Source organism: Syntrophomonas curvata, assembly GCF_052976825.1.
Genome location: NZ_CM129641.1, coordinates 2,553,145 through 2,578,980, shown reverse-complemented (window position 1 = coordinate 2,578,980; position 25,836 = coordinate 2,553,145). Strand labels below are relative to the sequence as shown.

The window sequence follows — 25,836 nt, the reverse complement described above, 5'->3', positions numbered from 1 at the left end:
AAGGGGGATTACTATGCAAGCGATCAAGATGAAAGACGATATATTCTGGGTCGGAGTGCGTGATCCGGAACTAAGGATTTTTGACCTGGTCATGACTACTGATTATGGTACCAGCTATAATGCCTACTTGGTTAAGGGAAGTGAAAAAACCGCTCTTATCGAGGTCTGCGAGGACAAATTTTTTGACGAGTACATGGACAAAGTAAAAAGCCTGGTTGATATTGCCGAGATCGATTACCTGATAATGAATCATACCGAACCTGACCACTCGGAAGCAGTAGCCAAACTGCTTGACTTAGTCCCCAACCTGAAGGTTTATGCCAGTCAAACCGCCCTGCAATTCCTGAAAGAAATCTCTAATCATAACTTTGCCTCGCATGAGATAAGGGACGGGGAAGAACTGGAACTGGGCGGTAAAACCCTGCGATTTATCAACGTTCCTTTTCTGCACTGGCCGGACACCATCTATACTTATCTGGCAGAGGACAGAATTCTTTTCAGCTGCGACTCGTTCGGCAGCCACTATCCGGACGAACGCCTCTTCAACGACCTGATGGAAAGCGATTTTATTGATTCCTATAAGGACTACTTTGACGCCATTATCGGGCCCTTCAAGCCTTACGTATTAGAGGCGCTGGACAAAATTGAGGATCTGCCCCTGGATATGATTGCACCTGGGCATGGCCCGGTGCTGCGTCAGGATATAGATAAATACATCGACCTATATCGGCAGTGGTCCCGGCCAAGAAACAATGGGAAAGACGAGCGACCCAAAATAGTACTGGCATATATCAGCGTCTATGGCTTCACTAAAATGCTGGCAGATGCCCTGGCTGAAGGAATAAGCACTATAGGCGACTTTGATATCCGGTCTTTTAGTCTGGTAGAGGACAAGCTGGAAGATGAGGAACTGCTTGACCGTATTGCTGCCGCTATTGCTGATGCTGACGGATTATTGCTGGGCTCCAATACGGTAAATGGTGATGCCCTGCCGCAGGTATGGAAACTATTGGGACGGTTGTCGCCGATTACCCATGGCGACAAAGTGGCCATGGCCTTTGGGGCTTACGGTTGGAGCGGTGAAGCGGTGCCTGGCATCGAAAACCGGCTGCAGTCTCTGCGAATGAAGGTTTTGCCTGGTTATAAGGTAAACTTTAAACCTTCCCAGCGCAACCTGGAGGAGGCTTTTAATCTGGGGATGGACTTTGCCCGGGCGGTACTGGAGAAGAAACAGGATCAGAGCCAGACCCGCTGGCGCTGTCTGGTTTGCGGACATATCCATGTGGGACCGGAGCCCCCTGACATTTGCCCGGCCTGTGGGGTAGGCAAGGAGAACTTTGTCCCTGAGGGTATCGAAGATGAATTTATAAACGACACCCAGGAAAAATTTATAATCGTAGGAGGCGGAATTGCTGCTCTGTCAGCAGCCCAGGCTATCCGCAAGCGCGACCGTACGGCCGAGATTATTATGTTAAGCGAAGAAGCCAGCAGGCCTTATTACCGGCCGGCTCTATCTGATTTCCTAACCGAGGATCTACCCGATAATCGGCTCTTTGTGTTTGAAAAGGCTTGGTATGACGAAAATCAGGTTGATTTAAGAACTGCCAGCCGGGTAGTTAAAATTGATACTGCCGCCAAAAAGCTGGAGACCGAGCAGGGGGATAGCATAGCGTACGGCAAGCTTATCATCGCCACCGGGGCGCGGAGCAATATACCTCCTTTTAAAGGTGGAGACAAGCAGGGAGTATTCGCTCTGCGCAGTCTGGACGATGCTTTAAAACTTAAAGAAGCCATGAAGGCAGCGAAAAAAGCAGTAGTTATCGGCGGCGGGGTTTTGGGCCTGGAAGCAGTCTGGGAGATGCTTGGTAGTAAGATTTCGGTGGCTGTAGTTGAATTCAACCAGCGGCTTATGCCCCGGCAACTGGATGAAGCCGGTTCCATGCGCCTGCAGGAACTCATGACCCGGCAGGGGGTGGAACTCTGCCTGGGAGTAGCTACCGATGAAATACTGGGAGATGAAAAGGTAAGCGGAGTCAAGCTGAGCGATGGCAGGGTGCTGGAGGCTGATCTGGTTCTGCTGTCCACCGGCGTGCGTCCCAATGTGGAACTGGCTAAAGAGGCCGGAATAAATGTCGACCAGGGTATTGTGGTAGATAATAATATGCGAACCAGCGTCAGTGACGTTTATGCTGCCGGTGACGCAGCCCAGTTTGGGGAAAGACCGGTAGGTCTGTGGCCGGTCTCAATGGAAATGGGACGGGTTGCCGGAGCTGCTGCCGCCGGCGACTGGGTGGAATACAAACAACCTGTTTTATCCACCATGCTGGTGGCATTTGACCGGGAAATATTCTCCATTGGTGAGGTCAATCTGCCTCCTGACCAGTGCCGTGTGGTTGAAGTAATTGACCCGGTGGAGCAATATTATAAAAAGAGCTATATTAAGGATGGAGTTCTGGTCGGGGAGATCATTATCGCCCCTCACGTGGACACCAGCGAATCCATGCGCAACCTGGGACGGGACAAGAGCGGCAAAAAACACTATAAACGTTGGAAGTGCCGGGTATGCGGCTATATTCATGAAGGCCCGGAGCCCCCGGATATTTGTCCTGTATGCGGCGCCCCCAAAGATATGTTTGACCCGGTGGAATAAGCCTAAACCCGGTCCCTGTAAAGGGGCCGGGTTTTTTTTATGAATACTTTAAAAGCTTATTTGGGCAATTTTCCTCTGGCATAATAAATTCCAAGCAGTAAAATGAGTAGGGAAAAGCTAATTAAGGAGTGGATAAAAAGTGGAATGGCAAGTAGTGACATCGGCAGTAATATTTCTTCTAGTGTATGCGATCATTATCAGCGAAAAAATCCACCGTACGATAATTGCTTTGGTGGGGGCAGTATCGGTAATCATTCTGGGAATAATCACCCAGGAACAGGCTATTCAGGCGATTGATTTCAACACTATCGGGCTTTTGACCGGAATGATGATAGTGGTTGGCATCACTCGCCGCAGTGGGGTATTCGAGTACGTGGCTATTCGGGCAGCTCAATATACCAAAGGCGACCCACTGAAAATCATGGTTGCTCTGTGTATGATTACGGCTTTAGCTTCAGCTTTTCTGGACAACGTTACTACCGTACTGTTACTTGTGCCGGTAACCTTTTCCTTATGTGATGAACTGGAAATTAACCCGATCCCTTTTTTAATAGCGGAAATTATATCTTCCAATATCGGAGGAACCGCTACCCTGATAGGCGATCCTCCCAACATCATGATAGGTGGCGGAGCCGGTCTGGGATTTATGGATTTTGTGACCAATCTTGCCCCCGTAGTATTGATAGTTTTTGTTGTGACTATAGCGCTGCTGGCAATAATCTTTCGTAAATCGCTGGTGGTTGCTCCGGAAAAGCAACAGCGTATAATGGTGTTTAATCCGGCAGATTTTATAAAGGATTATACGCTGCTGAAGAAATCTCTTGTAGTTCTAGCTCTGGTAATAATCGGATTTATTCTGCATCAGAGCTTGCATCTGGAGTCTGCTACCGTAGCTCTGGCCGGAGCTGCACTGTTAATGCTGCTAGCCCGGGATAACGAACCCGAAGAGGTTTTGCTCACGGTGGAATGGCCGACCATTTTTTTCTTTATAGGACTGTTTATACTGGTAGGATCACTGGAAGAGGTAGGTATAATTGAAAGCATAGCCCGTGAAACCCTAAACTTGACTCACGGCAACCAGACGGTTACTGCGATGACCATACTATGGATGTCAGCGATAGCCTCTGCTTTTGTAGACAATATACCCTTTACCGCTACAATGATTCCTCTGATTAAATCTATGGGCCAGCTATCAGGAATGCAGCTGGATCCTCTCTGGTGGTCGCTGGCACTGGGCGCCTGCCTGGGAGGGAATGGAACCCTGATCGGAGCCTCCGCCAACCTGGTAGTAGCCGGTATGAGCTCGCGGCGCGGTGTGGTTATAACCTTTATGCAATACCTCCGCTACGGATTTCCTTTAATGCTGGTCTCGATCGTTATCTCCACTGCTTATATATATCTGCGCTATTTGATGTAAAATCTAACGGGAGAAGCAGAGGAATCGGCAGGGCAAACTCTTAACCGTTTATTCGATTATAGAAGGACTTGGTCAGCGCCAAGTCCTTCTGCCTGCCTAAAATAAAAAACGAATTGTATTAAGGTACCGGATATTAAGCCGGAGCGGATGTAACGTTGGAGAACCGGCGGCGATTCAAAGCTTATTGATTTTTAAAAAAATTCATGCTTTGTTCACAGGATCTTCATAATTTTTGTCTACAATAAACCCGGGCTCAAAAAATTATTGAAAGGAGAGCGATAGGGTGCCAAAGCAAAGGATATTAGGCGGAATGTTGAGCGGCCTGCTAATCGGTGGCTTGCTGCTGTTCTCTGCAGGATTGGCCCGGGCTGATGAATCGGCCGACAAACAAGTCCCTGCTTGCAATCCGGCCCATGCTGCCATGCATCAAGGATTGGCGGTAGCGGAAATAATGGATGACGTACTGGACCAACTCCAATCTGACAAGGTACTGACCCAGGAACAGGTTGATAAACTGATTGCATTGCTGCAGGAAAACAAGGGGAAGAAACCCGCGCCGGGTAAAAAATGGAGTGAAGATGAACAGGACAAATTTAAAACTATGACTCCGGAAGAACGCAAGGAGTATGTGGTGGAGAAAAAAGCATCCTCTCGGCCCCAGGATGTGAAATCCGACAGGAATAAGAACATGAGCCATAGGCCTGATCCTTTGGAAAAGGCAGTATCCGGCGGTATAATCACCCAGGCTCAGGCTGACACTATCAGGCAGGCAGTCAGAGAGCGCGCGGAGAAGCAGCGTCAAGAACGATTGCAGGCTCGTTTAGATGGGTTAGTGAAGCAGGGGACCATAACCAACGAGCAGGCCAGCGCTATCGTACAACAATTTGCCGGCTTCAAAAAAGAACGGCAAGCAGAAAAGGAAAAAATCAAAGCCATGTCTCCTGAAAAGCGTCGGGAGTTAATGAAAGACCGGAAAGCATCAAGAATCAATCCTCTTAAAGCGCTGGTCGAGGCAGGGACGCTGACCCAAGAGCAGGCAGACCAAATAATGAAGGCCCTGCACCAACCACCAGCTCAAGCTAAATAAGCTCGACCGGGCAAGCCCCCTTTTTTCCTATTCGCTAGGAAAGGCTCTGCAGCTAACCCTGTAGAGCCTTTTCTATTGAATATAATCGAAAGAGCTTGATTATGTTGGCAATGGTCATAAAATATACACAAAGATGTTTTAAAATCTAAAATAGGGGAACGTTAAGGTTTGAGCCAGGAGCCCTGGGCTGATGATAAATGGTTTTTTTCGTGGAGGTGTCGCCTTTTCTTATGACTAGAATATTGGTTGCTGATGACGAAGAACGCATCAGACGACTCGTCTGTGACTTCTTGAAAAAGGAAGGCTTCGCAACTCTGGAAGCCGGCAATGGACGGGAGGCCCTGGATATATTTTCCCATTCGCCGGTTAATCTGGTTATTCTGGACGTCATGATGCCCGAATGCGACGGATGGTCAACTTGTCGAGAAATCCGCAAGGAATCGGATGTCCCCATCATCATGCTTACGGCGCGGGGAGAAGAAAGTGACGAACTATTCGGTTTTGAACTGGGTGCTGATGAGTATATAAGCAAACCGTTCAGTCCCCAGGTACTTGTAGCCAGAGTTCAAGCTTTGCTCCGGCGTATGGGCAACGGGTTAAAACATCTGGAACGCTTTGAGGGGCTGGAAATTGATAAAGAAGCCCGCTATGTAAATGTGGACGGCACACGGTTGGAGCTGAGTCCCAAGGAGTTTGAGCTTCTGACCTACCTGGCCGAAAACGAAGGAAAAGCACTGAGCAGGGATCAAATCCTCAATGCCGTTTGGGACTACAACTATTACGGCGATCCCAGGACTGTAGACACCCACATTAAAAAACTGCGCTTAAAGCTGGGGGCGAAGGGAGAACTCATCCGGACGGTACGCGGCGTCGGCTACAGATTCGAGGTAAACCATGCCTAGTTCCATTCGCCGGCGCTTATTTACCGGGGTAACGCTGCTAATCGCATTTTTTGTGCTTTTTTCCTGGATTCTGAATACCAATTATTTGGAGAAATATTACCTTTCTCAGAAGAACAACGCCTTGATGGCAAATGCCAAAAATATCGATCGGCTTTATCCGGACCGCCCTGAGGATACCTACCTTCAGATCGAAAGCCTGGAGCGAAATTCAGGGATACATGTTACGATTTTGGACAGTTCCATGGCTATCCAGTACTCTTCCATGGTAAAAAGAAAATCTGATCCCGGGATTTATCTGCTAATGTCAAGACAGGACGAGCTTGCGCAAAAAGGGAGCATTTCTGGACTAAGCCGGGATCGGTTTTTAAATGCCGATTTTTTAAATCTTATTTATCTGCTTAAAAACGGTCACTATCTGATACTCAGCACTCCCTTGGCAGCCATAGAACAAAGTGCCGGTATCGCCAATCGCTTTTTTCTATATACCGGTCTGGCCACTATTATCCTGGCGATTATTCTGGCCTTTACCTTTGCCCGTCGATTTACCCGGCCTATCCTGGAATTAAACGATATCGCCCAGAGTATGGCCCAGCTTGATTTTAGCAAGAGATACGGAATCAAGACCAATGACGAACTGGAGGAACTGGGGACAAGCATCAATTCCCTTTCCGATCAGTTAAACGGGGCTATTTCTGATTTGCAGAGCGCGAATGCAAAGTTAAAGGAAGATATTGAACGGGAACGGCATATCGATGAGATGCGTAAGGAATTCGTCTACAGTGTTTCCCACGAACTCAAAACGCCAATAGCACTTATTCAGGGTTATGCCGAAGGCCTGAAAGTAAATGTGAACGAGGATGAAGCCAGTAAAAATTTCTACTGTGAAGTCATCATGGATGAAGCGGCCAAAATGAACAAGCTGGTCAAGGAGTTACTGGATTTATCCCAGATGGAAACGGGATACTTCAAACTGGAAAAGAGGGACTTCAAGCTCTCCGAGTTGCTGGAACGCTTGTTAAACAAATACCAGCCTATCTTTAATGAAAAAAACGTTATTCCCCGGGTGGAAAAACAGAGCTGTGATTTACTGGTACATGCTGATGCGGTACGAATTGAACAGATCCTGGTAAATTATATCAACAACGCGCTGAATCACCTGGACGATTCCAGGGTACTCATAATAAAGTGTGAGGAGTTAGAGAGGAAGGTGAAGGTGTCGGTCTTTAATTCCGGCAAACCCATCCCGGATGAATCACTGGATAAAATATTTGAAAGCTTCTATAAAGTTGACCGGGCCAGAACCAGAGCTTATGGAGGAACCGGGCTGGGATTATCCATAGTCAGAGCCATCCAGGAACTGGATCAAAATGCCTATGGAGCAGTAAATCTGGAGCAAGGGGTGGAGTTCTGGTTTGAAATCGACCTGGCCCAAGGGTGAGCAGTTGTCGAATGGCCGGAGAACTTTCTCCGGCCATTTACGGTTTAGCGAATATACACTTTAATCGTTCTCATGCCCCAGGTATGAGCCTCGGCCTTGGAATCAAAGAAGAGGTCAATCCGGTTGCCCTTGATGGCTCCGCCCTGATCAGCCGCTATGGCTTCACCATAACCCTCTACATAGAGTTTGGTGCCCATGGGAATGACATTAGGGTCAACGGCTACAACCCCACGGCCCAATGGGATGCCAATGTAGGAAGGCTGCCCGGCGTATGGAAAATTTTCTTCCGGAGCTTCCGTGTACCCTGTTGCCACCATGGTAAGGATACGGGTATGTCCACGAGATACCTGGGGCTGCTCTTTCCTTTCCGGAGCAGAAGCCTGGAGATCCGGTGTAGAATTGGACGCGATCTGAATTTGCCGGACGGGCTGTTTTTGCGGGGCCGGGGAGCTAATAGAGGCGCTTTTAATGGTTTGGGGCTTTTCTTTAATGTTGTTGAAGGCAAGAATTTCTCCCTTGCCAGAGTCTTTATCCACCCGGGCCGCTTGCGGCTTTCCTTCGTTATTAGCCACCTCAGCAGCGTCAATCTGAACGAAGGCCAGGCCAACTACAAAAACAAACATTATAACAACTGCTGTAATTCCCTTTTTCATAAAAGTCTCCTTTCTAAACTGATTGGGGACTGTCTGCCCATTAAGGCTTTAGTAAATGTCACATTAGGAAGTCTAACAGTTAAGCATCTGGCACGGCAAACAGCCTGAAATGCCTGTAGATAGGACATGTTATTCTGAGAAGAAAGCAGGCCGGGAATAATGCCATATCCTCAGATCTCTTTTGCCATCCAGCCCGCAGGGATAAATAACCATGCCCGGTTTAAAGCATTTATGCGAAACGCATAAACCGCAGAAGCCTTAAATACCGCCGCACAGCCTGACGGAACTTATTGACTGCTGAGCAAGGTTGTCACCCCGTCAGCGATTGATGTTCTGATTGCCTGGATAGTTTGGCAGGCGAGCGGGTTGACGGTGGGTTGTTTATGGGGGGAGAAAACCTGTGAATAGGGGAAATTAGCTGCCCCCTCTCTTACCACTTGGCGAGCGATAAAGGCGCTAAAAATAGCAGCAAAAAAACCGCGCAAACCTGCGCGGTTTCTCATTTTCTAATGGTGAGCCATGGAGGATTCGAACCTCCGACACCCTGATTAAAAGTTATGCCATGTAGTGATAAATGAATATTCTGTTAGCTCAGCAATTCCGATTTATCGGTGTTTCTTTGTAAGGGCTGAACAGTACGTGTATAGCAAATTTGGCGACGTTTTTGAAATTATGGCGACGATTTGGCGACGAGTTTTATATCTTACAATCCCATTTTATATTTTTCTTATTCCCCCATGAACTGGCTCAACTGGTCAACGGCTGCCCTTTGCATACTGGGGAGGACATGGCTGTATGTATCAAGGGTGGTAACGATGCTTTCATGCCCCAGGATTTCCTGAACCCGTTTGGCATCAACACCGGCAGCCAGAAACAGAGTGGCACAGGTGTGCCGCAGGTCATGAAAGCGGGCCTGGGGATGACCGTTGGCAATAGCCAGCTTCTTGAAGCGTTTACTCAGGTTTTTCGGGTCCAGTGGGCAACCGTCCTCCAGGCAGAAAACCAAATCATGGTCCTTATAATCTTCTCCGTGTATCAGTTTTTCCTGGGCACGTTCCTTCTTAAGCTGCCGCAGCAGTGAGGTTAACTCCGAACTGGTGGGTATTTGCCGTTTACTCTTAGCAGTTTTGGGCTCTTTGAAAAAGTAACCCTGCTTGTCTATGTACTGGTATTGCTGTCTGACATTAATTGTCCCCATTGAGAGGTCAACATCAGACCAACGCAGGCCGCAGAGTTCACCCTGGCGCATGCCGGTAAAAATTGCTGTATATATAACCGGGTAATCCCGGTCTTGCTTGATGTTATTCAGGAATTCAGTTACCTGTTTCTTTGAAAGCACATACATCTGAGGCTTTTTATATTTTGGGGGATTGACGGCATCAACTGCATTGCGGCTTACAAGCTGCCACTGGCTCGCATGTTTCAATGCTTCTCTTATTATCCGGTGGTGATAAAGCACGGTACGGGCAGAAAGCCCTCCCTTGCTGTCTTTGCGGCCTGATATAAGCTTCTGCGTATAGTATTCCTGTAGATGCAGGGGTGACAGTTTTTCCAGGGGTATTGAGCCAAGTGAGGGTATAATATGATTGTAGATTTCGGCTTTATAGCTTAAAATGGTCTTAGGAGCCAGGTTCAGTTCTGCATATGTGCTCAGCCATTGAATGAAATACTCACCTACTGTAATATTAGTAGGATCAATATAGGTTCCGGTCTGGAGCTGATAAAGTAACTCATTCATTACCTTTTCGGCTTCCCGTTTGGGACCATCTACTGATTTATAAATACGTTCTCTTTTTTGAGTAACAGGGTTACGTCCCCGGTCAATAACCACCGTCCAGCTTCCTTTACTCCGCTTTTCCAGGTGTCCGCGCAATAGTTATCCCTCCCGCCTTTAAAATGGAAAGTCGTCAGGGTTCTGAGTAACTATTTCTATTTCATCCAAATCGATTTCATCTGTCAATGATGCCCAGTCATCGTCCGGTGCCTCCCGGCCTTCGATTTTGGCCTTAGCCGTCTGCCAGTTTTCCAGGTACTTGTGCTTGAAAAAGGTCGTTTCTGCTCCACAGAGTTCACAGTACCGGCTGTTACCTGCGGCTATGGTATCACAGTAGGTACAACTATTAACTACGAATTTTCCACATATGCGGCAGAACTCACCCCTCTCCCACATCTCTTCATTTTCACAAATCGGGCACTTCAGAGCTTTACCATTTTCGTTAAGCTCATAACCATCGTTATAAAACACAGTTATCACTCCTCTCTATTATTTTTAGGTTTTTCTTTGATTAGCTCCTGTTTTCATAGAATTTGACATTTTGAAAAAGAGCAATATGTGAACAGAATCAGCATTTAATGCAAGATTCAGAGAAAGTGGGTATAGCAAACTAAGCGTCTTGATTTTCGGTTATGTTTGGCAATGGTAACCCACATAATCTCATGGCAACAAACCTCTCATGTCTAACAGGGTCATGGAGATATTCCAGCCCTAAATTCCTTCGTTCTGCCTATCCACAAGATGGGTGTCAGCGATGCTTTCTTACCGAGTCATTACTCTGATGGAGTGTTTATTGCTGACTACCTGCTCTTTTTGTACTTAATCGGTTCTATGAATCAGACTACTCTGCCGGGACGCTTTCCAACAAAGACTTACTTTTTTCTCGTTATGCTGCCAGCATTTCTTGGGGCCGCTTAATGTCGTTGATGAGCTTTACTGGATCGTAGGCGATCCCTTTTGAGAGAATCACGTAAAATACCCGAATCAGCTTGCAGCTTAACGCGATTAGTGACTGCTTTTTCTTTAGCGGTTTTTTCGCTCTGGTTGTGTAATATCTGTGTATTTCAGCAAATTCAGCATTTTTTGAAACCAATGGCATAACCGCTTGGAACAATACGGCCCTGAGGCGACTCCTGCCTCGTTTGCTGATGGTGGTTTGACCTTTACATTTTCCTGAGCTGTTTTCTTTCAAAGCCAACCCCGCAAGCTTCTGTATCTGTTTGGGAGACTGAAAGCGTCTAATATCTCCAATTTCAGCGATAAATCCTGCAACGGTTACAATTCCTACACCTTTGATTGCCAGGAGTTTCTCCACCTCGGGTATCTGCATGCAAAGTTCCTCTATGACAGCCATTACTGACTCATATTGATTCTTTTCGTTTTGGTAATCCTCTATCAGCAAATCGATTTCAAGCTTTGCGGCTGCACTACCATTGGTACATCCAATGGTGCTTTTGGCTGCTTCATACAGGCTTTTAGCCCTTTTCATTCCCACAAACCTTACCTTGGCATCCCGCCATAGCTTGTTGATTCCCTCCACGCCAAAAGCTACAATATCTGCCGGCAATGGCGCTGATCGAAGTACGATAATACTGCTGACGGCTTCAAACTTTGTATATACTTTGCAATATTCCGGAAAGTATATTTTTAGCCATCTTTGAATACGGTTTTTCACACCGTTTAACTCTTTGGTAATTCGCAGCCGACAAGCGGTTGCTATCCTCAAATCTGCATACACTCCCTCAGGAATGTATGGCTCGTTGTACCTGCCCTCAATCACTAGCTTTGCGATTGTTTTCGGGTCTTTGAGATCTGTTTTGCTAGGATGGTTGTCATCAAGTTCCTTACTCCGCTTTACGTGGAATGGGTTGACCAAAACAAGCTTTATTTCTTGTGCTTTAAGGTATGATGCCAATCCAAACCAGTAATGGCCTGTCGGCTCTGCTCCTACCAGTACGGCATTTTTGTTTGTTTTTTCTTTAGAACATCAACCCATTCACTAAAGCTCTGAAAACCTTCCATGCTGTTTTCAAACTTAAAAACTTTGCCAAGTTCTACACCACGCCAATCAAATGCTCTTGCATAATCTGTTTCGCTGGCAATGTCTACCCCGACTACGATACTTTGTTCTGATACTTGATTTAACTTTTCATTTTGTGTACAATTCATTCGAATACTTCCTCTCAATGACTTTTTTTAATTAGGGCGTTCCTTGGATCGACCCTGTGTGTCATTGTAGGGGAGTATTCTTTTTTTGCCAAAGTCCATTTTCTCTGCATTACAGGAATGCTTTCTTTAGATAATTATAGTTATTCAACTTATCCGGAGTTTACGCCGGAGGGCAGGCGGTATTCTGGCCTCCGGGAGTATCACCGGAGACATATACACTGCGGCTGCTTTCCGGGTAGCTCCGGCTTGGCAGAGTAATGATGCACTCCCTATAGCCAGGGTAAGATCACCCAGCTTGTTTTCTATACGGATGAGCAGGTAAGCAGCCACAGCAATAGGGAAACCCACATTAGCAATGAGATTCAGCAATTCCTCCATCGCTTCACTTCCTTTCCTTCAATATTTATTTTACAAACAAAACGGGCAGGAATCCCTGCCCATTTACATCCTGGCCTAAACCAGGCTGATGTCTTCAGTTTCCTTGGTTACGATACGGGCGGCAATCTTGCCGGTCAATTCGCCACCGGAGCCGTTGAAAATGTTTTTGGCCACGACAGTATCCATAGCCGCTGCGATTTCAGCAGCACTTACGGCCTCTCTGGCATCATAAACGCGCATACGATGAGTCCGGTTAAGTTCAGTAGCAAAGTCCATTTCCAGAACTCTCTGAATAGCCATGTTTTATCCCCCTTTCTAAAAAATAATCGAATTACGGTCATATAGGGTCTACTCGTTAATAAGTTCGTTAAAGTCCCGACGTTGAATACCAATGTTGGTTCTGGACTGCAGGCCGATCAATGCCTGGGCTACATCATACAGGTCGGCATGAACAGCATCAGGTTTTACGTCTTTAAACGCGCGGCTGACGTAAAGATTCTGCCCGGATGCACCTGTTCCGTTCTCCATCACCAGGACCAGGTCGGTTGCAATGGGAGTTGCGGTAACAGCCATGATTTACACCTCCTTGTCTTAAACTGGAGGCCACCGGCAGAATGGCTCTCCTGCCTTGATTGTATGAGGTGTAAAGAAATGCAGCAAAACGGGAGAAAGTGAAAGCATCAGTAAAAATGGAAGTAGGAACTGAAGACGAAAGCATAATAAAAGAAGGGTAAAGGGACTTTTAGTAGAAGAATAATGTAAAAACAGGAAATGATTAGATGCGGGTCAGGTGTTCCAGATAAGTCTCGATGCGGTTCAAACGCTTCAGGAGGATATGAGCCGCCTGTATTACCTGGTCTTCTTCTGCCGGAGCAGGACGCAAATAGCGGTTAGCCACATCCCGGCCCAGGGAAATACTGGCGCGGGCAGTGGAAAACGAGCAGAACAGTTCGAAGCTCTCACCAGTAGTAAGATATAACAGAGAAGAACCCTTTCCGCCCGGTTCCGGGCGGTCAATATAAGCAAGGTCTATGTAACCATAAACCCGGTCACGGGCTACCCGGGGCTTACGCATTTTCAAAGGCACATAAACCCGCCCCCCGTCAGCCCTGGTCGGTTCAGGAAGAAAGAAGGGCAGGGGAGGATAGCGGTTAAAATCGCGGGCAATAATCCGAGCCTGGGCCTGGAGGTCTATGGCAAACTCTTTGGCCAGGGAAGAGCGGACAGAGTCCACGGAACGGGATTCAATATTCACTACTGCATCAGCGTAAAGCAGTTCGGTTGAGCTGCCGGAATCAGTATAGAGGGGTCGAAACAGTACAGGCAAAGTCAAAGTGTTTGTGGGAGAGGCCATGATGAAACATACCTCCTTGCAGAACTAGTGTTCTTATTATAGCATAACTATGCCGCAGGCGGGAACGTGTGGAGCGTAGCGGAACAGGTTCCATTTGCATGATGGCGGGCTGTTAATGCTGCCAAGGTCGTGTTATCCTCCAGGGATTAAGGGATAAGACGACCGCAGTACTAACCCTTCGCCGCAGGGATGGGGGAGACCACTGAGCAATCACCGGGGAACTGGTCCGGCACTCAGGTGGTTCAGGAAAATATAAGGGACAGGTTTAACCCTGGTAATCGGATTATTGTTTTTCAGAGTTATATATCTGAGTGACGGACGAGCGGGCGGCCACTGAGCCGGAGGCGATGCCCTGGAGAAAATGTTGCAGCGAAAGGAATGAGGTGCGAACGACCGCCGCAAAGCATTTGCGGAAATGCATGGCCCGCAGCATTGCAGGGGAAGTCCCGGCATGCGCGGATGCAGTATGGCGGGGCTGCCCCGGTGCAGCGCACCCGGAGGGCTACATAATCCTCCATTATCGGATGGTGGCGGTGGGGGAGCAAGGAACCATACTTAATTGTCTTAGTTTTGATTATCAAGGGAATCTAAAGCTATAGAGTAATAATAGTTATAATAATATTTGTGGAGGGAATTAGATGAATTTTTATATTCAAGATCCAACATATCCAGAGTCATATTCTTTACATGAAGCTTTATTAAGCGCTTGTGAGGGCGCAATTTATGGTGGGGGTACATATGCCTTTGTTACACCAGGTGGTGTAAAATTATTTTTAGAAGATCAAGTATTTATAGATTTTGTTTCCAATGGGAGCTTTAAATTAGTAGTGGGGATCGATGAAATAACCAGCGATCGGGCACTGGAAACGCTTGGGAGACTGAGTGAGGAATATAGTAATAATCTAGAGATAAGTGCCTTTTCTCATAATACTAAAGGGTCGTTATTTCATCCGAAATTTAGTTGGTTTAAAACCGATAGTGGGGGGACTTTGGTACTTGGATCAGGTAATCTAACTGAAAAGGGGCTTAGACGAAATAGGGAAGCGTTTACTGTTATTGATGTTGATGAAGCTAAGATTAATGAAATTGAGGAACGTTGGAATGATTGGCTTGCCCATAATGGTAATTGTTTAAAATCGGTTGATGATATTGATGTTTTAAATAAGGTTAAAGAAAATGCAATGTTATCTTCTAGGATTTATCGAAAATCACATTTAGAAACTGATGTTGATGTACAAGATGAGGAAGAAATACAGGTTGAACCAATAATTGAAAATGAAGATTTTGAAGCTTGGAGTTTCGCCGATCGAGATTCTGTATTAATAACTGAGATACCCAAGAGTGGCAATAGGTGGAATCAGGTAAATTTTGATAAGAATTCATTTATTAATTTCTTTGGAGCTCAACCTGGCGATAATAGTCTTCGTATTTTACTGCGAAATGTCTTATCAGATGGTACTCTTGATGAAATTGAAGTCAGGCCTAGTGTATCTGTAGTTTGTCATAATTGGCGTTTTGAATTGAAAGCAGCAGCTAATAAACTTTATCCGATTAATGATAGACCAATAGGGATATTTATTCGTGTGTCACCTCGAATGTTTTTATATGTTCTTGCTATGCCGACCGATGTTTTTTATTATGAAGTAAGGCAATTTCTTGATCAGAAATATAATGGACGAGCAGATAGAATGAAAAGATACCAAGCAACCGTTCAGGAGGTTAAAACATTTTGTGGAAATTTACCTTTTTGGAATATTATAGATTGAATTAGGTGTATTATAAATGAACGATTCATTAATAAACCAAAGTAGCATTTATGTTAAGGACCATCAACTAAGTATATTTAAGGAAGATATTCCTTTAACCCAAGAATCATTTAGACCGATTCACTACCTTGGAAGCAAACTGAGAATTCTTGATTTTATTGAGAATACTATAAACAAAATAGATCCTGATGGTGGAAGTGTTTGCGATCTTTTTGCTGGCTCTGGAACTGTTTCAAAACATTTATCTAAAACAAGGTCAGTAACAGCAGTAGATATACAGGAATATTCTAGAGTTATATGCTCAGCTTTACTTAATCCTATAGATGGCAATTATCAAGTTCAGGATTTTATTGAACAATGTAAGAACGCTGATCATTTTAAAAAATTATATCGAGCTATTGAACCTATGATTGAATATGAAACAAAATGTATTAGGAATGCTTCACATGGAGATCTAATCCCATTATGTGAATTAGTTGAAAGTGGTTCAATTATTAGTTTTGAACAAGGTATTATTTCATCTTGTTCTGCTGAATTAATTGATGCACTTAGAAGTACAAACTCTCGTTTAATTGCATTAGATTTCATATCAGGCCCTGAGGCACTAGTTGTTCGTTATTTTGGTGGTCTTTATTTTTCTTATTTGCAGGCTATGCAAATTGATAGTTTACTCGAGCAAATACATAAGCTTAGTAAAGAAGTACAAGATACCTTTCTTGCAGCAACCTTAAGTACTGCAAGTGAAATAGTAAATACGGTTGGTAAACAATTTGCTCAACCTATAAAGCCCAGAAAATCAGATGGAACTCCCAAAAAAAACATTATTAATAGGATTCAAAAAGATAGAAATGATAACGTATTTGAGGTTTTTGGAAAATGGTTAGAACGTTATTTATCGCAAGAGAAAGCCAATTATAATCATTATATATATAAAATGGATTACTCTGATGCGCTAGATATTATAAAAAATGATATTAAGGTTGTGTATGCAGATCCACCATATACTAGGTATCATTATAGTAGATATTATCATGTTCTAGAAACTATTTGTTTGCGTGATAATCCTACGATTTCAAAATCTAATTTGCATGGAGGAAATACTATAAGTAGAGGAATATATCGAGAAGATCGGCACCAATCACCATTCTGTATAAAAAGTCAGGCTGGTATTGCCTTCGATACAATGTTTAAAAAAATACATAGTATGGGTGCTGCACTAGTCTTATCGTACTCCCCATACGATAAGACGCGAGAAACAAGCCCCAGAATATTATCAATTAGTGAATTGGAGGCTATTGCCAAGAAATATTATAAGAACGTTGATCTCGTTAGCGCAGGTCAATTTTCACATAGTAAATTAAATAAGTCTGATAAGAACTTAAATGTCTCAAACGATGCTGAAATATTAATAGTATGTAAGTAGTAATTATTTTCATGGAGGAGTATAGACGTATGGCAAGTATTCAACAACCTGAACTTGAGCCTATTAATAAATATTCATATGGTGACGCCGATACAGACAATATGATTATCAAAGGAGATAATCATATTGTGCTTGATATGTTAAAAAATAAGTATAGCAATCAGGTGAAATGTATATATATTGATCCACCGTACAATAATGGAGAAAAATACAATCATTATCGTGATGATAAAGATCATGATGTTTGGCTAATTGGTATTACTGAAACATTAACAAAGCTAAACCCTTTACTGTGTGATGAAGGTAGTATATGGATATCTATTGATGATAGTGAAGTACATTACCTTAAAGTGGCAGCTGACAGAGTATTTGGTAGAAAGAATTTTATTACAACTATTGTTTGGCAGCAAAGAACCACAAGGGAAAATCGCAGAGTTTTTTCAAACAATCATGAATATATATTAGTTTATGCTAAAACCCCAAATAGTTTTAAGCAATCAAGAAATTTACTACCATTTACATCAGAGATTCTTTCCAGATATAAGAATCCAGATAATGATCCCAGGGGACCATGGCAATCAGTATCAGCAAATGTACAATCAGGTCATGCTGTTCCATCGCAGTTTTATAAAATTACAGCACCTAGTGGGAAAGTACATGCCTTACCAAATGGAAGGTGTTGGGTTTACAATGAGAAAAAAATGAATCAAGAGATTAGTAACAATAATATTTGGTTTGGCGAAAATGGTAATGGTGTTCCTCGTATTAAAAAATTCTTATCGCAATCATCCACTGGCTTAACACCTGAAACTTTATGGTTAGCTACCGATGTGGGTACTAATAAAATGGCAAAAAAGCATTTGTTAAGTATATTCCCAGATAGCCTTGTATTTGATACCCCTAAACCGGAACAATTAGTTAAGAGAATACTGGACATTGCTACAAATGAAGGTGATTTAGTTTTAGATGCATATTTAGGATCAGGTACAACAACAGCTGTTGCGCATAAAATGAAACGAAAATATATTGGAATTGAAATAGGAGAGCATATAATTGATTATGTTTCTTTAAGAATGTCCCGTGTTATACAAGGTGAAAAAGGTGGAATTTCTAAAAATGTTGATTGGAAAGGCGGAGGAGGATTTAAATTCTATGAGTTGAACGAATCAAAATACTACAATGAAGATCAAGTCGCCAAATCGTCGCTATAAATACAAAAAAGTAAGCAGATTCGGTTGGAATTGAACCTGCAACCTTCTGATTAAGAGTTAGCTGCCTATACGATTGATTCAATTAGTTAAACATAGATATGATATTTACGGCGACGATTTGGCGACGAGAGGCAATTAGATCTATAAAACAGAAAATCAAAAAAACCGCGCAAACCTGCGCGGTTTCTCATTTTCTAATGGTGAGCCATGGAGGATTCGAACCTCCGACACCCTGATTAAAAGTCAGGTGCTCTACCTCCTGAGCTAATGGCCCATAAAAATGGCTGGGGTGGCTGGATTTGAACCAACGAATGACGGAGTCAAAGTCCGTTGCCTTACCCCTTGGCTACACCCCAACAGTAAAGAGTATAATAGCATATTAATGACGCTGTCAAGGGTTAAATGGGGTGGGTGATGGGACTTGAACCCACGACCCCCAGAGCCACAATCTGGTGCTCTAGCCGACTGAGCTACACCCACCACGTTGGTCCGAAGTTATAGTGGCGTCCCCGGAGGGATTCGAACCCCCGACCCACGGCTTAGAAGGCCGTTGCTCTGTCCAGCTGAGCTACAGGGACATAAAAATGGAGCGGGTAGAGGGAATCGAACCCTCGCAACCAGCTTGGAAGGCTGGGGCTCTACCACTGAGCTACACCCGCCCGCAAAGAGTATTATATATCTTTTCCATACCCATTTCAAGAACGATTTCAACTTTCTGCGTAGATTACGGTGTTTCCTATCACGCTATGGTAATTCCGGCCCAATGACGGCGCTATTTATTATTATATGCTTGAGCCTATAACGTTATACCATTTTTTAAGACTATGTTATTTAAGAGGCATTTCCTCACCCCACAACAATATCGGTTGAAAAAAACGCTTGATCTATGCCATAATAGGGGCGTATTACTATTAATTGCAGCAATTATAAATAATTATGAGGTGTGAGATAATTGAACTACAGGGAGATGTACCAGCGCAAGCTGGTATCGTTGGAAAAGGTTCTGGAAAACATTAAAAGCCATCAGGAAGTGGTCACTTCTCTTTGCGCCTGTGAACCAGTAGTCCTGTTAAGCAGCCTCCATACTATAAAAGACCGGGTGGAAAATGTTTCTGTAGTAAATGCCATGATGCGGGAAAAATACGAATTTTTTATGAATCCGGAGATGAAGGGGCATTTCCTTCTGAACAGCTGGTTCTACTCTGACGGTCCGCGCGCTGCCCATAACCAGGAAACAGTTTCCTATGTGCCTTTACAGTTGCACCAGTTTAGCAGGAATCGCATGGCTTACCGCAGCCCTGATGTATTTTTGGGTTGCGTTTCGCCCATGGATAAACATGGTTACTTTTCCCTATCTCTAAGTACGGTTCTGGAAAAAGACTTTATCGAAAATGCCGATATCGTAATAATGGAGGTCAATCCTAAATTGCCCCGAACCCATGGAGACACTCATATTCATATATCAGATATTGATTATCTGGTCGAAGTGGATTATGAAGTACCTACTCTGGAACTGCCGCCGTTGAGTGAAAAGGATTTATTAATAGGCAACTATGCCGCTGATCTGGTGGAAGATGGGTCAACCATACAAATTGGCTTTGGTAACATTCCGGGAGCTATTGCCCATTGCCTGAGCCGTAAAAAGGATCTGGGCGTGCATTCGGAAATGTTCACTGATGCCATGCTGGATTTATATGAGACTGGAGCCATAACTAACCGTAAAAAAACCCTGTGGAAGGACAAGTTTATTGCTGACGTAGCCCTGGGTTCAAAAAGACTTTATGATTTTTTGGATGAAAACATGGCGGTGGAGTTCCACCGGGGCAGCGTAGTCAACGACCCGGCTGTTATCTCGCGCAATTATAAAATGGTTTCCATTAATTCGGCTCTGCAAATGGATCTGACTGGACAATGCTGTGCCGAATCTTTGGGGTTTAAGCAATATAGCGGTACCGGAGGACATAAGGAATTCATAACCGGAGCTCAGGATTCACCCGGTGGGAAATCGATACTGGCCTTCTACTCCTCGGCCAAAAACGATAGTGTATCCCGCATTGTTCCCTGGTTTAAGCCGGGTACGGTTGTTACCACTTCCCGTATCGATGTTGACTGTGTGGTTACCGAGTATGGAGTAGCCTGCCTCCGGGGACGCTCGGTTCGGGAAAGGGTTCAGGAACTGATAAATATAGCCCATCCCAATTTCCGCGATGAACTCAGATTTGAAGCCAGGCATAATATGGTTTGGTAAAACGGACAGGGCCGGCAGCTGCGCCGGCTTAATTTTTAGGCAGAGCTTTGCAGAAGGCCGGAGTAAAAGTATAATCATAGCTATAAAAAATCGATAGGGGGAAGATTTATGAAACAGAAACCAATTAATGTTGCAATTATAGCTGTTATGGTGCTCCTGTTGGGTATATTTCTCTATTATAAATTTATTCAACCCGGGAATGAGTCTGCTCCCGCACCAGGTTCCAGTACCGCTGCCCGGCAAATAGAGGCTGGAAAACAAGCGGGGGGCAGTATGTGGCTCTTGTTTCGCTCTGCCAACTGCCCGTCTTGTGTGGAACTGAAGAAGATTTATGACCGCATAGAACCGGAGTATAAGGGCAAAGTCAAGTTCATATCCATTGATGTTGATGATAAGGAAAATGCCCAATTGGCAAAGGATTACGGTATCGCTTATGTTCCCACCACGTTTATTATCGATGGTAAAGGCAAACTCAGCTACAAGGAGGTAGGAACCATCGCTGAAGATGACCTGCGAACCGAACTTGACAAGGTGGTGAAGCCATAAATGGAGAACTGGCTAAATCAGGCAGCACCGCAGTTTTTGACCAATTTCTCCCTTTACGGCTACGGCCTGGTTTTTTTAGCCGGTATTATTACCAGCATTGGTCCCTGCAATCTCAGTACGGTACCCGTAATAATCGGTTATGTGGCAGGTACCGAAGCAGGCAAAAAACGTAGTTTTATGATGTCTTTGCTCTTTACACTGGGTACTGCTACAACGTTTATGCTGTTGGGGCTTATCATTGCCGCCGTGGGGGGAATATTCGGAGCCAGCCGGAGCATTTTATACTATGTCGTTGCCGCCGTATGTATAGTCATAGGCCTGAATCTGGTGGGAGTATGGAAATTTAATTTCAGTTTCGGCGGCGATCTGCTCACCCGGGCCGGAGAACAGAAGGGTTACCTGGGCAGCTACATTTTGGGGCTGGTGATGGGGCTGGTAGGTTCCCAGTGCGGGACTCCCATATTACTGGCCATTCTATCCCTGGCTATGGCCAGCGGTCAGTGGCTCTACGGCGCCACCCTGCTTTTCGTCTATGCCCTGGGCCGCGGGGTTCCTATTGTTGCCATAGGCACATTCACCGGACTGGTCGCCCGCATGGACCAATTCGCCCGCTGGAATGCGGTGCTGGAAAAGGTGGCGGGAGTGATGATTATACTGATCGGCGGATATTTTGCCTGGATAGCGTAAAGGCAAGTAAGCATAATAAAATAAGGGCGGTTTCCCTTTGACAAAAAGGGAAGCCGCCCTTGCTGTTTCAATATTAAGGTTTAGGGTAAGCTGATCATCTGTAATACAGCGGTATCCTCATAGCCGGTTGCTTTTACGGTAATATACTTCTGCCCCGGGTTTTGCAGGGGATATGCGTCCGCGGGATAGAGGCGTAGATAGCCTTCACCAAGTTCATAGGCGCCATAAGGTCCGACTTCAGCCTTATCCGCAAGGGTAATACCACCAACTACAACTCCGGTTATGTTGTTTCTCCAGGTTTGATCATCGGTAAAGGTAATATCGAAGCAGTATTCCGGGGCAGTATTGGCATATGCCGGATCTGCTGCGGTTAGTTCCGGTGCCTGGTTCCCCTGGGTATACATATAATTATTAATAACATACTGCGGATATGGATAGTTTTCGGTCTTGGCTTTAATGGAAATCCCGTCGCCATTGTCTATTGAAGAGGGCAGAACTATGTTAAATGTTGTAATCCCGTCTGCGTTCGCTGAGGTAGTTAACTCCACCCCGGTTGCATCGGCGGTATAACTGATACCGTCAATAAGATAACTTTCCGCTGTTGCCGCATCATTATTTGTCACACCTATATCCAAAATAAACCGGTAGCCGGGAACAGGAGTGCCGTCGCCGGTGCGAGCAACGGCAGTTACAGTGCGACTTGTCTCCAATGCGAGCAAGCCGTCAATCTCAGTAGTTGATTTGTCATAATTGCACTGTGCTGGAATGACTTCTATCGTTGTTATAGCTACCGGAGTATTATTTTTAAGGACTACGATGGCATACATACCCTGTTCCAATCCGGAACGTAAAGTGGATTCTATTGTTGGATACCCATACTCAGGATCAGATACTGCTACCGGATTAATAAACCACGATTCTTGTGCGGGTGGGGGTAAAACAACTTCACTTCCTTGCCATAAATCCAGGCTGATAGTATCACTACTTGTCCATATAGCCGAGCTAGCATCTCCCTGGTTTATTGTAATATTAGTATTGACATATCCTTCCATTAACTGACCAGGATATATTTCCACCCTCGGTACTACAATAATGCCTATGGTCCTGGTCGAAGAAGTATATCCATCTTTACTGGCTGTAAGGGTAATAATAGTGGAACCTTCAGTGTAAGCAATAATTTCTCCCCAGCGGCATCCCGTTTGCGTGTTACAATTTAGGTTTAAAGTTGCTACATCAGGGTTGCTGTTAGCGGTAACCTCTACATTGGCATCAGATGGAGAAGTGCTGTATTCTATAGAACCGTAGTCCCCATTGATTAGACAGAAGCTGTCCCGTTCCAGGGTGAGCGCTATGGTTGGTGGAGCACTAGCGATAGTATAGGCGAAACTGACCACCTGGCTATCGCTCATACCGGTCTTAACCGCATAGGCCTTAACGGTGGCGGATGCAGCAACATTAAAGGGTGTACTGTATACCGCCCGGGTATTGCTCGTTTTTGGATCGCTGCCGTCAATGGTGTAATAAATAGCCGCACCGGTAGTAGTGGTGCTTAGTGTTACAGTTGGGACAGTTATATAACTGCCGGCAGGTGGGGTGGCGGTAGGTGCCATAACCTGCTGGGCGCCGGGATTATTACTTCCTCCGCCCCCGGTGCCGGTTTGATTTCCGGCGGTAATTTGCGCCTGGTTTAGTGCCTGGTTCAGAATATTCGTCAGGTTACCCATAGGGCTGCTGCCGGACTGGTTGCCCTGGGGTGCGCCAAGCGGTGTTTCCCGGTTGTTCTGCATGTCGCTGGCTCTATCTGTTACCCAGCCTCTCTGCTGGGACCAATCTCTGGCTTCGGATGGATTCATAGGGCCTGGGGGAGAGGGGGGAGTTCCCTGGGTACCTATACCGGAACTCTGCCCCGGGGACAGGTTCTGAGTCTGGCCACCGCTGCTCAGATTTCCTTCTCCTTCTAAAAGGGTCATGCCGCAGCCCGTACCGCTTACGGTGTTACTCCAGAAGCTTCCTCTTATAGCGGCAACTCCCCAGGGCATATCTACCTTTACCTTTACCTTTTTCTTTTCCGCCGTTTTATACCACTGCTCGCCCTCTTTGGCGGCTAATAAATCAAAGTTTTGGTCTCTGCTGGCTAACAGTTTATGCTTGTTATTAGCGGCGGTATGATTATCTTCTGGATTGCCGGTATATTTACTGGCAAGAGCTCCAAATATTTTACCCTGGCTAAGCTCTATCTCCAGATTATCGACTGCGGTTCCCGGCATTCCGCCGCTTTTAATGAAGGCTCTGCCCTTGGCTTCGGTTATGCTTATTTGGGTATTGTGTTTTAAGAGTATACCGCTGCCGTCAGGAAAGTTTATTTCGGCTTCGCCGTCGTTCCCGGTTATTATGGTATCTCCGGCTTTAACTATGGCGGGCGCTGATACGGGTTGAGCTTCATCGCTGCCTGCTCTTTTGAGGCTTACTTTTCCTTTGGCTTTAAGTTTACCTGTGAGCTGGTTCTGGTTTAATCCGGGGTCTTGGGTTAATAAGATACTTAAAGCTTTAGCCGCATCACCCCTATTAAATGCCTGCTCGGGATTGATCTTATTGCCATCTGTTGTTATCATTCCTGCAGCCAGGGCGGTTGCCATGGCTGCAGCGGCCCAGTGGCTTTTATTCATGTCTTCCAAGGAAACTGATTCCTCACCGGTGTCAGGAGCGCTTGATGTTCTTAAGAAGAGGCTTATCCCTTGGGCTCTGGTCAACATGGCTTCAGGCTGGTAGGTGTTATCGGGAAATCCGCTTATGTATCCGGCCTGGTATGCTGCGTTGATATAAGAAACGGCCCAGTGGCTGCCAGCGACGTCAGCGAAGCTGCTCGGCGCGGCGCTTGTGGTATCTAACCCCTTAACCCGGCACAATAAGGCTGCTGCCTGGGCCCGGGTAAGCCCATCGGCGGGGTGGAAGCTGCCGTCGGGGAAGCCGCTGATCAGCCCTCTTGCGGCCATATAGTTTATGTAGAGGACATTAACGTCACTGCTGCTAACGTCGTTGAATAAGGAAACCGACGCTTCACTTTTACTATCGGCTGGAACGGCCGCAGCGACCCCTGTTAATGTGAGCAACAGCAAAAAGATAAAACTGCAGGTGAAAATGTTCCTTGAGGTTTTTCGCATAACATACTTCCTTTCATTCGGATATGTCTCAATTGATTCCTAAGCTGGAATATATTGATCGGGCGAGATAGAATGTTTCGGCAGATATATATTCCGTATCGTAAAAACCAGAGGCGTTACGTGAAAGCTATGGTTCTTTATCCAGCCAGTTTTCAGCCAGATCCCCGTAAATCCTTCGGCTGTTTTCCAGGATAAAATCCCAGGGCAGGTCAGGGTATATGCCGAAGTCCTCCAGATAGTCGATAAATGGGTGGCCTTGTAAATCCTTGTTCGGAAGTATGGCATCACTAAGCCCGTTGAAAACTACTACTGGAACACCGGTCCGTTCGCATATTTCCTGGTCAAAGGCAGGGGCCGCCTTGAGCCAATTGCCATTCAGGAAAATGCAGTTATACATATGCGGGAAAAACACGTTGGTCTGCATGAGTTCCATAGCTTCCGGCGGGGATTTATGGTTGCGTATGGAAGCGAGGATAAATCCGCAGGGTATTCCTGCCGCGCGACATAGTGCTGCCAGCAGAACAGCCTTCTGCACACACCAGCCCTGACCTTTGGCCAGGATTATAGAGGCACGGTACGCTTCAATATCCCCGGTAGTAGCGTACATATTATAGTGGCATTTATCTCGTACATGATTGAACAGGGCCACTGCTTTATCAACTTCACTAACAAGGCCTTGGGTAATTTGCTCTGCCAGGTTACGAATAAGGGGATGCTCGCTTTCTATAAAAGGGGTGGCCTGCAGATACAACGATGTATCTTTCATAAAAAACCTCCTCCGGTTATTAAAGTTAAATACTTCGACATGAAAAGAATATTATCCTTTCAAAACAAATTATCCTTTAATTATACAACCTATTCCTGGGAAATCTGTTTAAAAAAGAAACTATGCAATAAACTGTTATACCATGTCGGGATTCGGTTTTTTTACCTTATAGCCTGGATGCACTGGGGATCATCATGGCGTGTACT

20 protein-coding genes, 5 tRNA genes and 2 pseudogenes are annotated in these 25,836 nt (G+C 45.3%); 12 read left to right on the top strand and 15 right to left on the bottom strand.

The annotated features are described in order from the left end of the window. Positions 1 to 13: 13 nt before the first annotated feature. From ACU70B_RS11715 to ACU70B_RS11695, 5 genes are all read left to right on the top strand, one after another. Positions 14 to 2,650, top strand: coding sequence for an FAD-dependent oxidoreductase (locus ACU70B_RS11715; protein ID WP_447183707.1), 2,637 nt, complete (start codon positions 14 to 16; stop codon positions 2,648 to 2,650). A gap of 139 nt (positions 2,651 to 2,789) precedes the next feature. Then, positions 2,790 to 4,067, top strand: a complete 1,278-nt coding sequence (locus ACU70B_RS11710) for an ArsB/NhaD family transporter (RefSeq protein ID WP_447183706.1) — start codon at positions 2,790 to 2,792, stop codon at positions 4,065 to 4,067. A gap of 283 nt (positions 4,068 to 4,350) precedes the next feature. After that, complete coding sequence (locus tag ACU70B_RS11705; RefSeq protein ID WP_447183705.1) at positions 4,351 to 5,154, top strand: hypothetical protein; 804 nt, start codon at positions 4,351 to 4,353, stop codon at positions 5,152 to 5,154. A 230-nt stretch (positions 5,155 to 5,384) separates the two neighbouring features. Then, complete coding sequence (locus ACU70B_RS11700; RefSeq protein ID WP_447183704.1) at positions 5,385 to 6,056, top strand: response regulator transcription factor; 672 nt, start codon at positions 5,385 to 5,387, stop codon at positions 6,054 to 6,056. Next, a complete protein-coding gene (locus ACU70B_RS11695; protein ID WP_447183703.1) occupies positions 6,049 to 7,494 on the top strand; it encodes a HAMP domain-containing sensor histidine kinase in 1,446 nt (481 codons plus the stop codon). The genes ACU70B_RS11700 and ACU70B_RS11695 overlap by 8 nt, the downstream gene beginning before the upstream one ends. Positions 7,495 to 7,538: 44 nt before the next feature. On the opposite strand, the pseudogene ACU70B_RS11690 reads toward ACU70B_RS11695, so the two are convergent. The 8 genes and pseudogenes from ACU70B_RS11690 to ACU70B_RS11655 all read right to left on the bottom strand — a co-directional run. Then, positions 7,539 to 7,721, bottom strand: a pseudogene (locus ACU70B_RS11690) (3D domain-containing protein); the annotation flags it as partial. 1,153 nt (positions 7,722 to 8,874) lie between these two features. Then, entirely contained in the window at positions 8,875 to 10,020 is a 1,146-nt protein-coding gene (locus tag ACU70B_RS11685; RefSeq protein ID WP_447183702.1) for a tyrosine-type recombinase/integrase, read from the bottom strand. 18 nt (positions 10,021 to 10,038) lie between these two features. Next, the gene (locus tag ACU70B_RS11680) at positions 10,039 to 10,392 is read right to left on the bottom strand and encodes a hypothetical protein (protein ID WP_447183701.1); all 354 of its coding nucleotides are present in this window, start codon (positions 10,390 to 10,392) and stop codon (positions 10,039 to 10,041) included. A gap of 415 nt (positions 10,393 to 10,807) precedes the next feature. Continuing rightward, positions 10,808 to 12,090, bottom strand: a pseudogene (locus ACU70B_RS11675) (IS110 family RNA-guided transposase). A 144-nt stretch (positions 12,091 to 12,234) separates the two neighbouring features. Next, complete coding sequence (locus ACU70B_RS11670; RefSeq protein ID WP_447183700.1) at positions 12,235 to 12,468, bottom strand: YvrJ family protein; 234 nt, start codon at positions 12,466 to 12,468, stop codon at positions 12,235 to 12,237. A 75-nt stretch (positions 12,469 to 12,543) separates the two neighbouring features. Further along, the gene (locus ACU70B_RS11665) at positions 12,544 to 12,768 is read right to left on the bottom strand and encodes a DUF2922 domain-containing protein (RefSeq protein ID WP_447183699.1); all 225 of its coding nucleotides are present in this window, start codon (positions 12,766 to 12,768) and stop codon (positions 12,544 to 12,546) included. A 48-nt stretch (positions 12,769 to 12,816) separates the two neighbouring features. Next, the gene (locus tag ACU70B_RS11660) at positions 12,817 to 13,041 is read right to left on the bottom strand and encodes a DUF1659 domain-containing protein (protein WP_447183698.1); all 225 of its coding nucleotides are present in this window, start codon (positions 13,039 to 13,041) and stop codon (positions 12,817 to 12,819) included. Between the two features lie 202 nt (positions 13,042 to 13,243). Beyond that, positions 13,244 to 13,822 carry a hypothetical protein gene (locus ACU70B_RS11655; protein WP_447183697.1) on the bottom strand — a complete coding sequence of 193 codons (579 nt, stop codon included), beginning with the start codon at positions 13,820 to 13,822 and terminating at the stop codon, positions 13,244 to 13,246. Between the two features lie 347 nt (positions 13,823 to 14,169). Between ACU70B_RS11655 and ACU70B_RS11650 the strand changes: the two genes are divergently transcribed. From ACU70B_RS11650 to ACU70B_RS11635, 4 genes are read left to right on the top strand one after another with little or no spacing between them, the layout of a single operon-like run. Continuing rightward, positions 14,170 to 14,421: a hypothetical protein gene (locus tag ACU70B_RS11650; protein ID WP_447183696.1), complete on the top strand. Its 252-nt coding sequence runs from the start codon at positions 14,170 to 14,172 to the stop codon at positions 14,419 to 14,421. 39 nt (positions 14,422 to 14,460) lie between these two features. Next, positions 14,461 to 15,588, top strand: coding sequence for a phospholipase D family protein (locus tag ACU70B_RS11645; RefSeq protein ID WP_447183695.1), 1,128 nt, complete (start codon positions 14,461 to 14,463; stop codon positions 15,586 to 15,588). A gap of 16 nt (positions 15,589 to 15,604) precedes the next feature. Then, positions 15,605 to 17,011 carry a DNA adenine methylase gene (locus ACU70B_RS11640; protein ID WP_447183694.1) on the top strand — a complete coding sequence of 469 codons (1,407 nt, stop codon included), beginning with the start codon at positions 15,605 to 15,607 and terminating at the stop codon, positions 17,009 to 17,011. Between the two features lie 29 nt (positions 17,012 to 17,040). Continuing rightward, entirely contained in the window at positions 17,041 to 18,222 is a 1,182-nt protein-coding gene (locus ACU70B_RS11635) for a site-specific DNA-methyltransferase (protein ID WP_447183693.1), read from the top strand. A gap of 198 nt (positions 18,223 to 18,420) precedes the next feature. Here the strand turns inward: ACU70B_RS11635 and ACU70B_RS11630 are convergent. The 5 genes from ACU70B_RS11630 to ACU70B_RS11610 form a co-directional block, all read right to left on the bottom strand. Continuing rightward, a tRNA-Lys gene (locus ACU70B_RS11630) sits at positions 18,421 to 18,496 on the bottom strand. A gap of 7 nt (positions 18,497 to 18,503) precedes the next feature. Next, positions 18,504 to 18,578: transfer RNA gene (locus tag ACU70B_RS11625), tRNA-Gln, on the bottom strand. A 47-nt stretch (positions 18,579 to 18,625) separates the two neighbouring features. Continuing rightward, positions 18,626 to 18,702 (bottom strand) — tRNA-His (locus ACU70B_RS11620). 21 nt (positions 18,703 to 18,723) lie between these two features. Then, a tRNA-Arg gene (locus ACU70B_RS11615) sits at positions 18,724 to 18,800 on the bottom strand. Positions 18,801 to 18,807: 7 nt separating this feature from the next. Beyond that, a tRNA-Gly gene (locus ACU70B_RS11610) sits at positions 18,808 to 18,881 on the bottom strand. A gap of 293 nt (positions 18,882 to 19,174) precedes the next feature. Between ACU70B_RS11610 and ACU70B_RS11605 the strand changes: the two genes are divergently transcribed. The 3 genes from ACU70B_RS11605 (at position 19,175) to ACU70B_RS11595 (ending at position 21,703) form a co-directional block, all read left to right on the top strand. Then, on the top strand, positions 19,175 to 20,470 hold the full coding sequence (locus ACU70B_RS11605) for an acetyl-CoA hydrolase/transferase family protein (protein ID WP_447183692.1): 1,296 nt from the start codon (positions 19,175 to 19,177) through the stop codon (positions 20,468 to 20,470). A 108-nt stretch (positions 20,471 to 20,578) separates the two neighbouring features. Next, positions 20,579 to 21,016 (top strand): thioredoxin family protein, encoded by a 438-nt coding sequence (locus ACU70B_RS11600; protein WP_447183691.1) that lies wholly within the window; start codon positions 20,579 to 20,581, stop codon positions 21,014 to 21,016. Then, complete coding sequence (locus ACU70B_RS11595) at positions 21,017 to 21,703, top strand: cytochrome c biogenesis CcdA family protein (protein WP_447183690.1); 687 nt, start codon at positions 21,017 to 21,019, stop codon at positions 21,701 to 21,703. 80 nt (positions 21,704 to 21,783) lie between these two features. On the opposite strand, the gene ACU70B_RS11590 is transcribed toward ACU70B_RS11595, so the two are convergent. Both ACU70B_RS11590 and ACU70B_RS11585 read right to left on the bottom strand, forming a co-directional pair. Then, positions 21,784 to 24,864 (bottom strand): S-layer homology domain-containing protein, encoded by a 3,081-nt coding sequence (locus ACU70B_RS11590; RefSeq protein WP_447183689.1) that lies wholly within the window; start codon positions 24,862 to 24,864, stop codon positions 21,784 to 21,786. 127 nt (positions 24,865 to 24,991) lie between these two features. Next, on the bottom strand, positions 24,992 to 25,630 hold the full coding sequence (locus ACU70B_RS11585) for a transglutaminase-like domain-containing protein (protein ID WP_447183688.1): 639 nt from the start codon (positions 25,628 to 25,630) through the stop codon (positions 24,992 to 24,994). Positions 25,631 to 25,836: the final 206 nt, after the last annotated feature.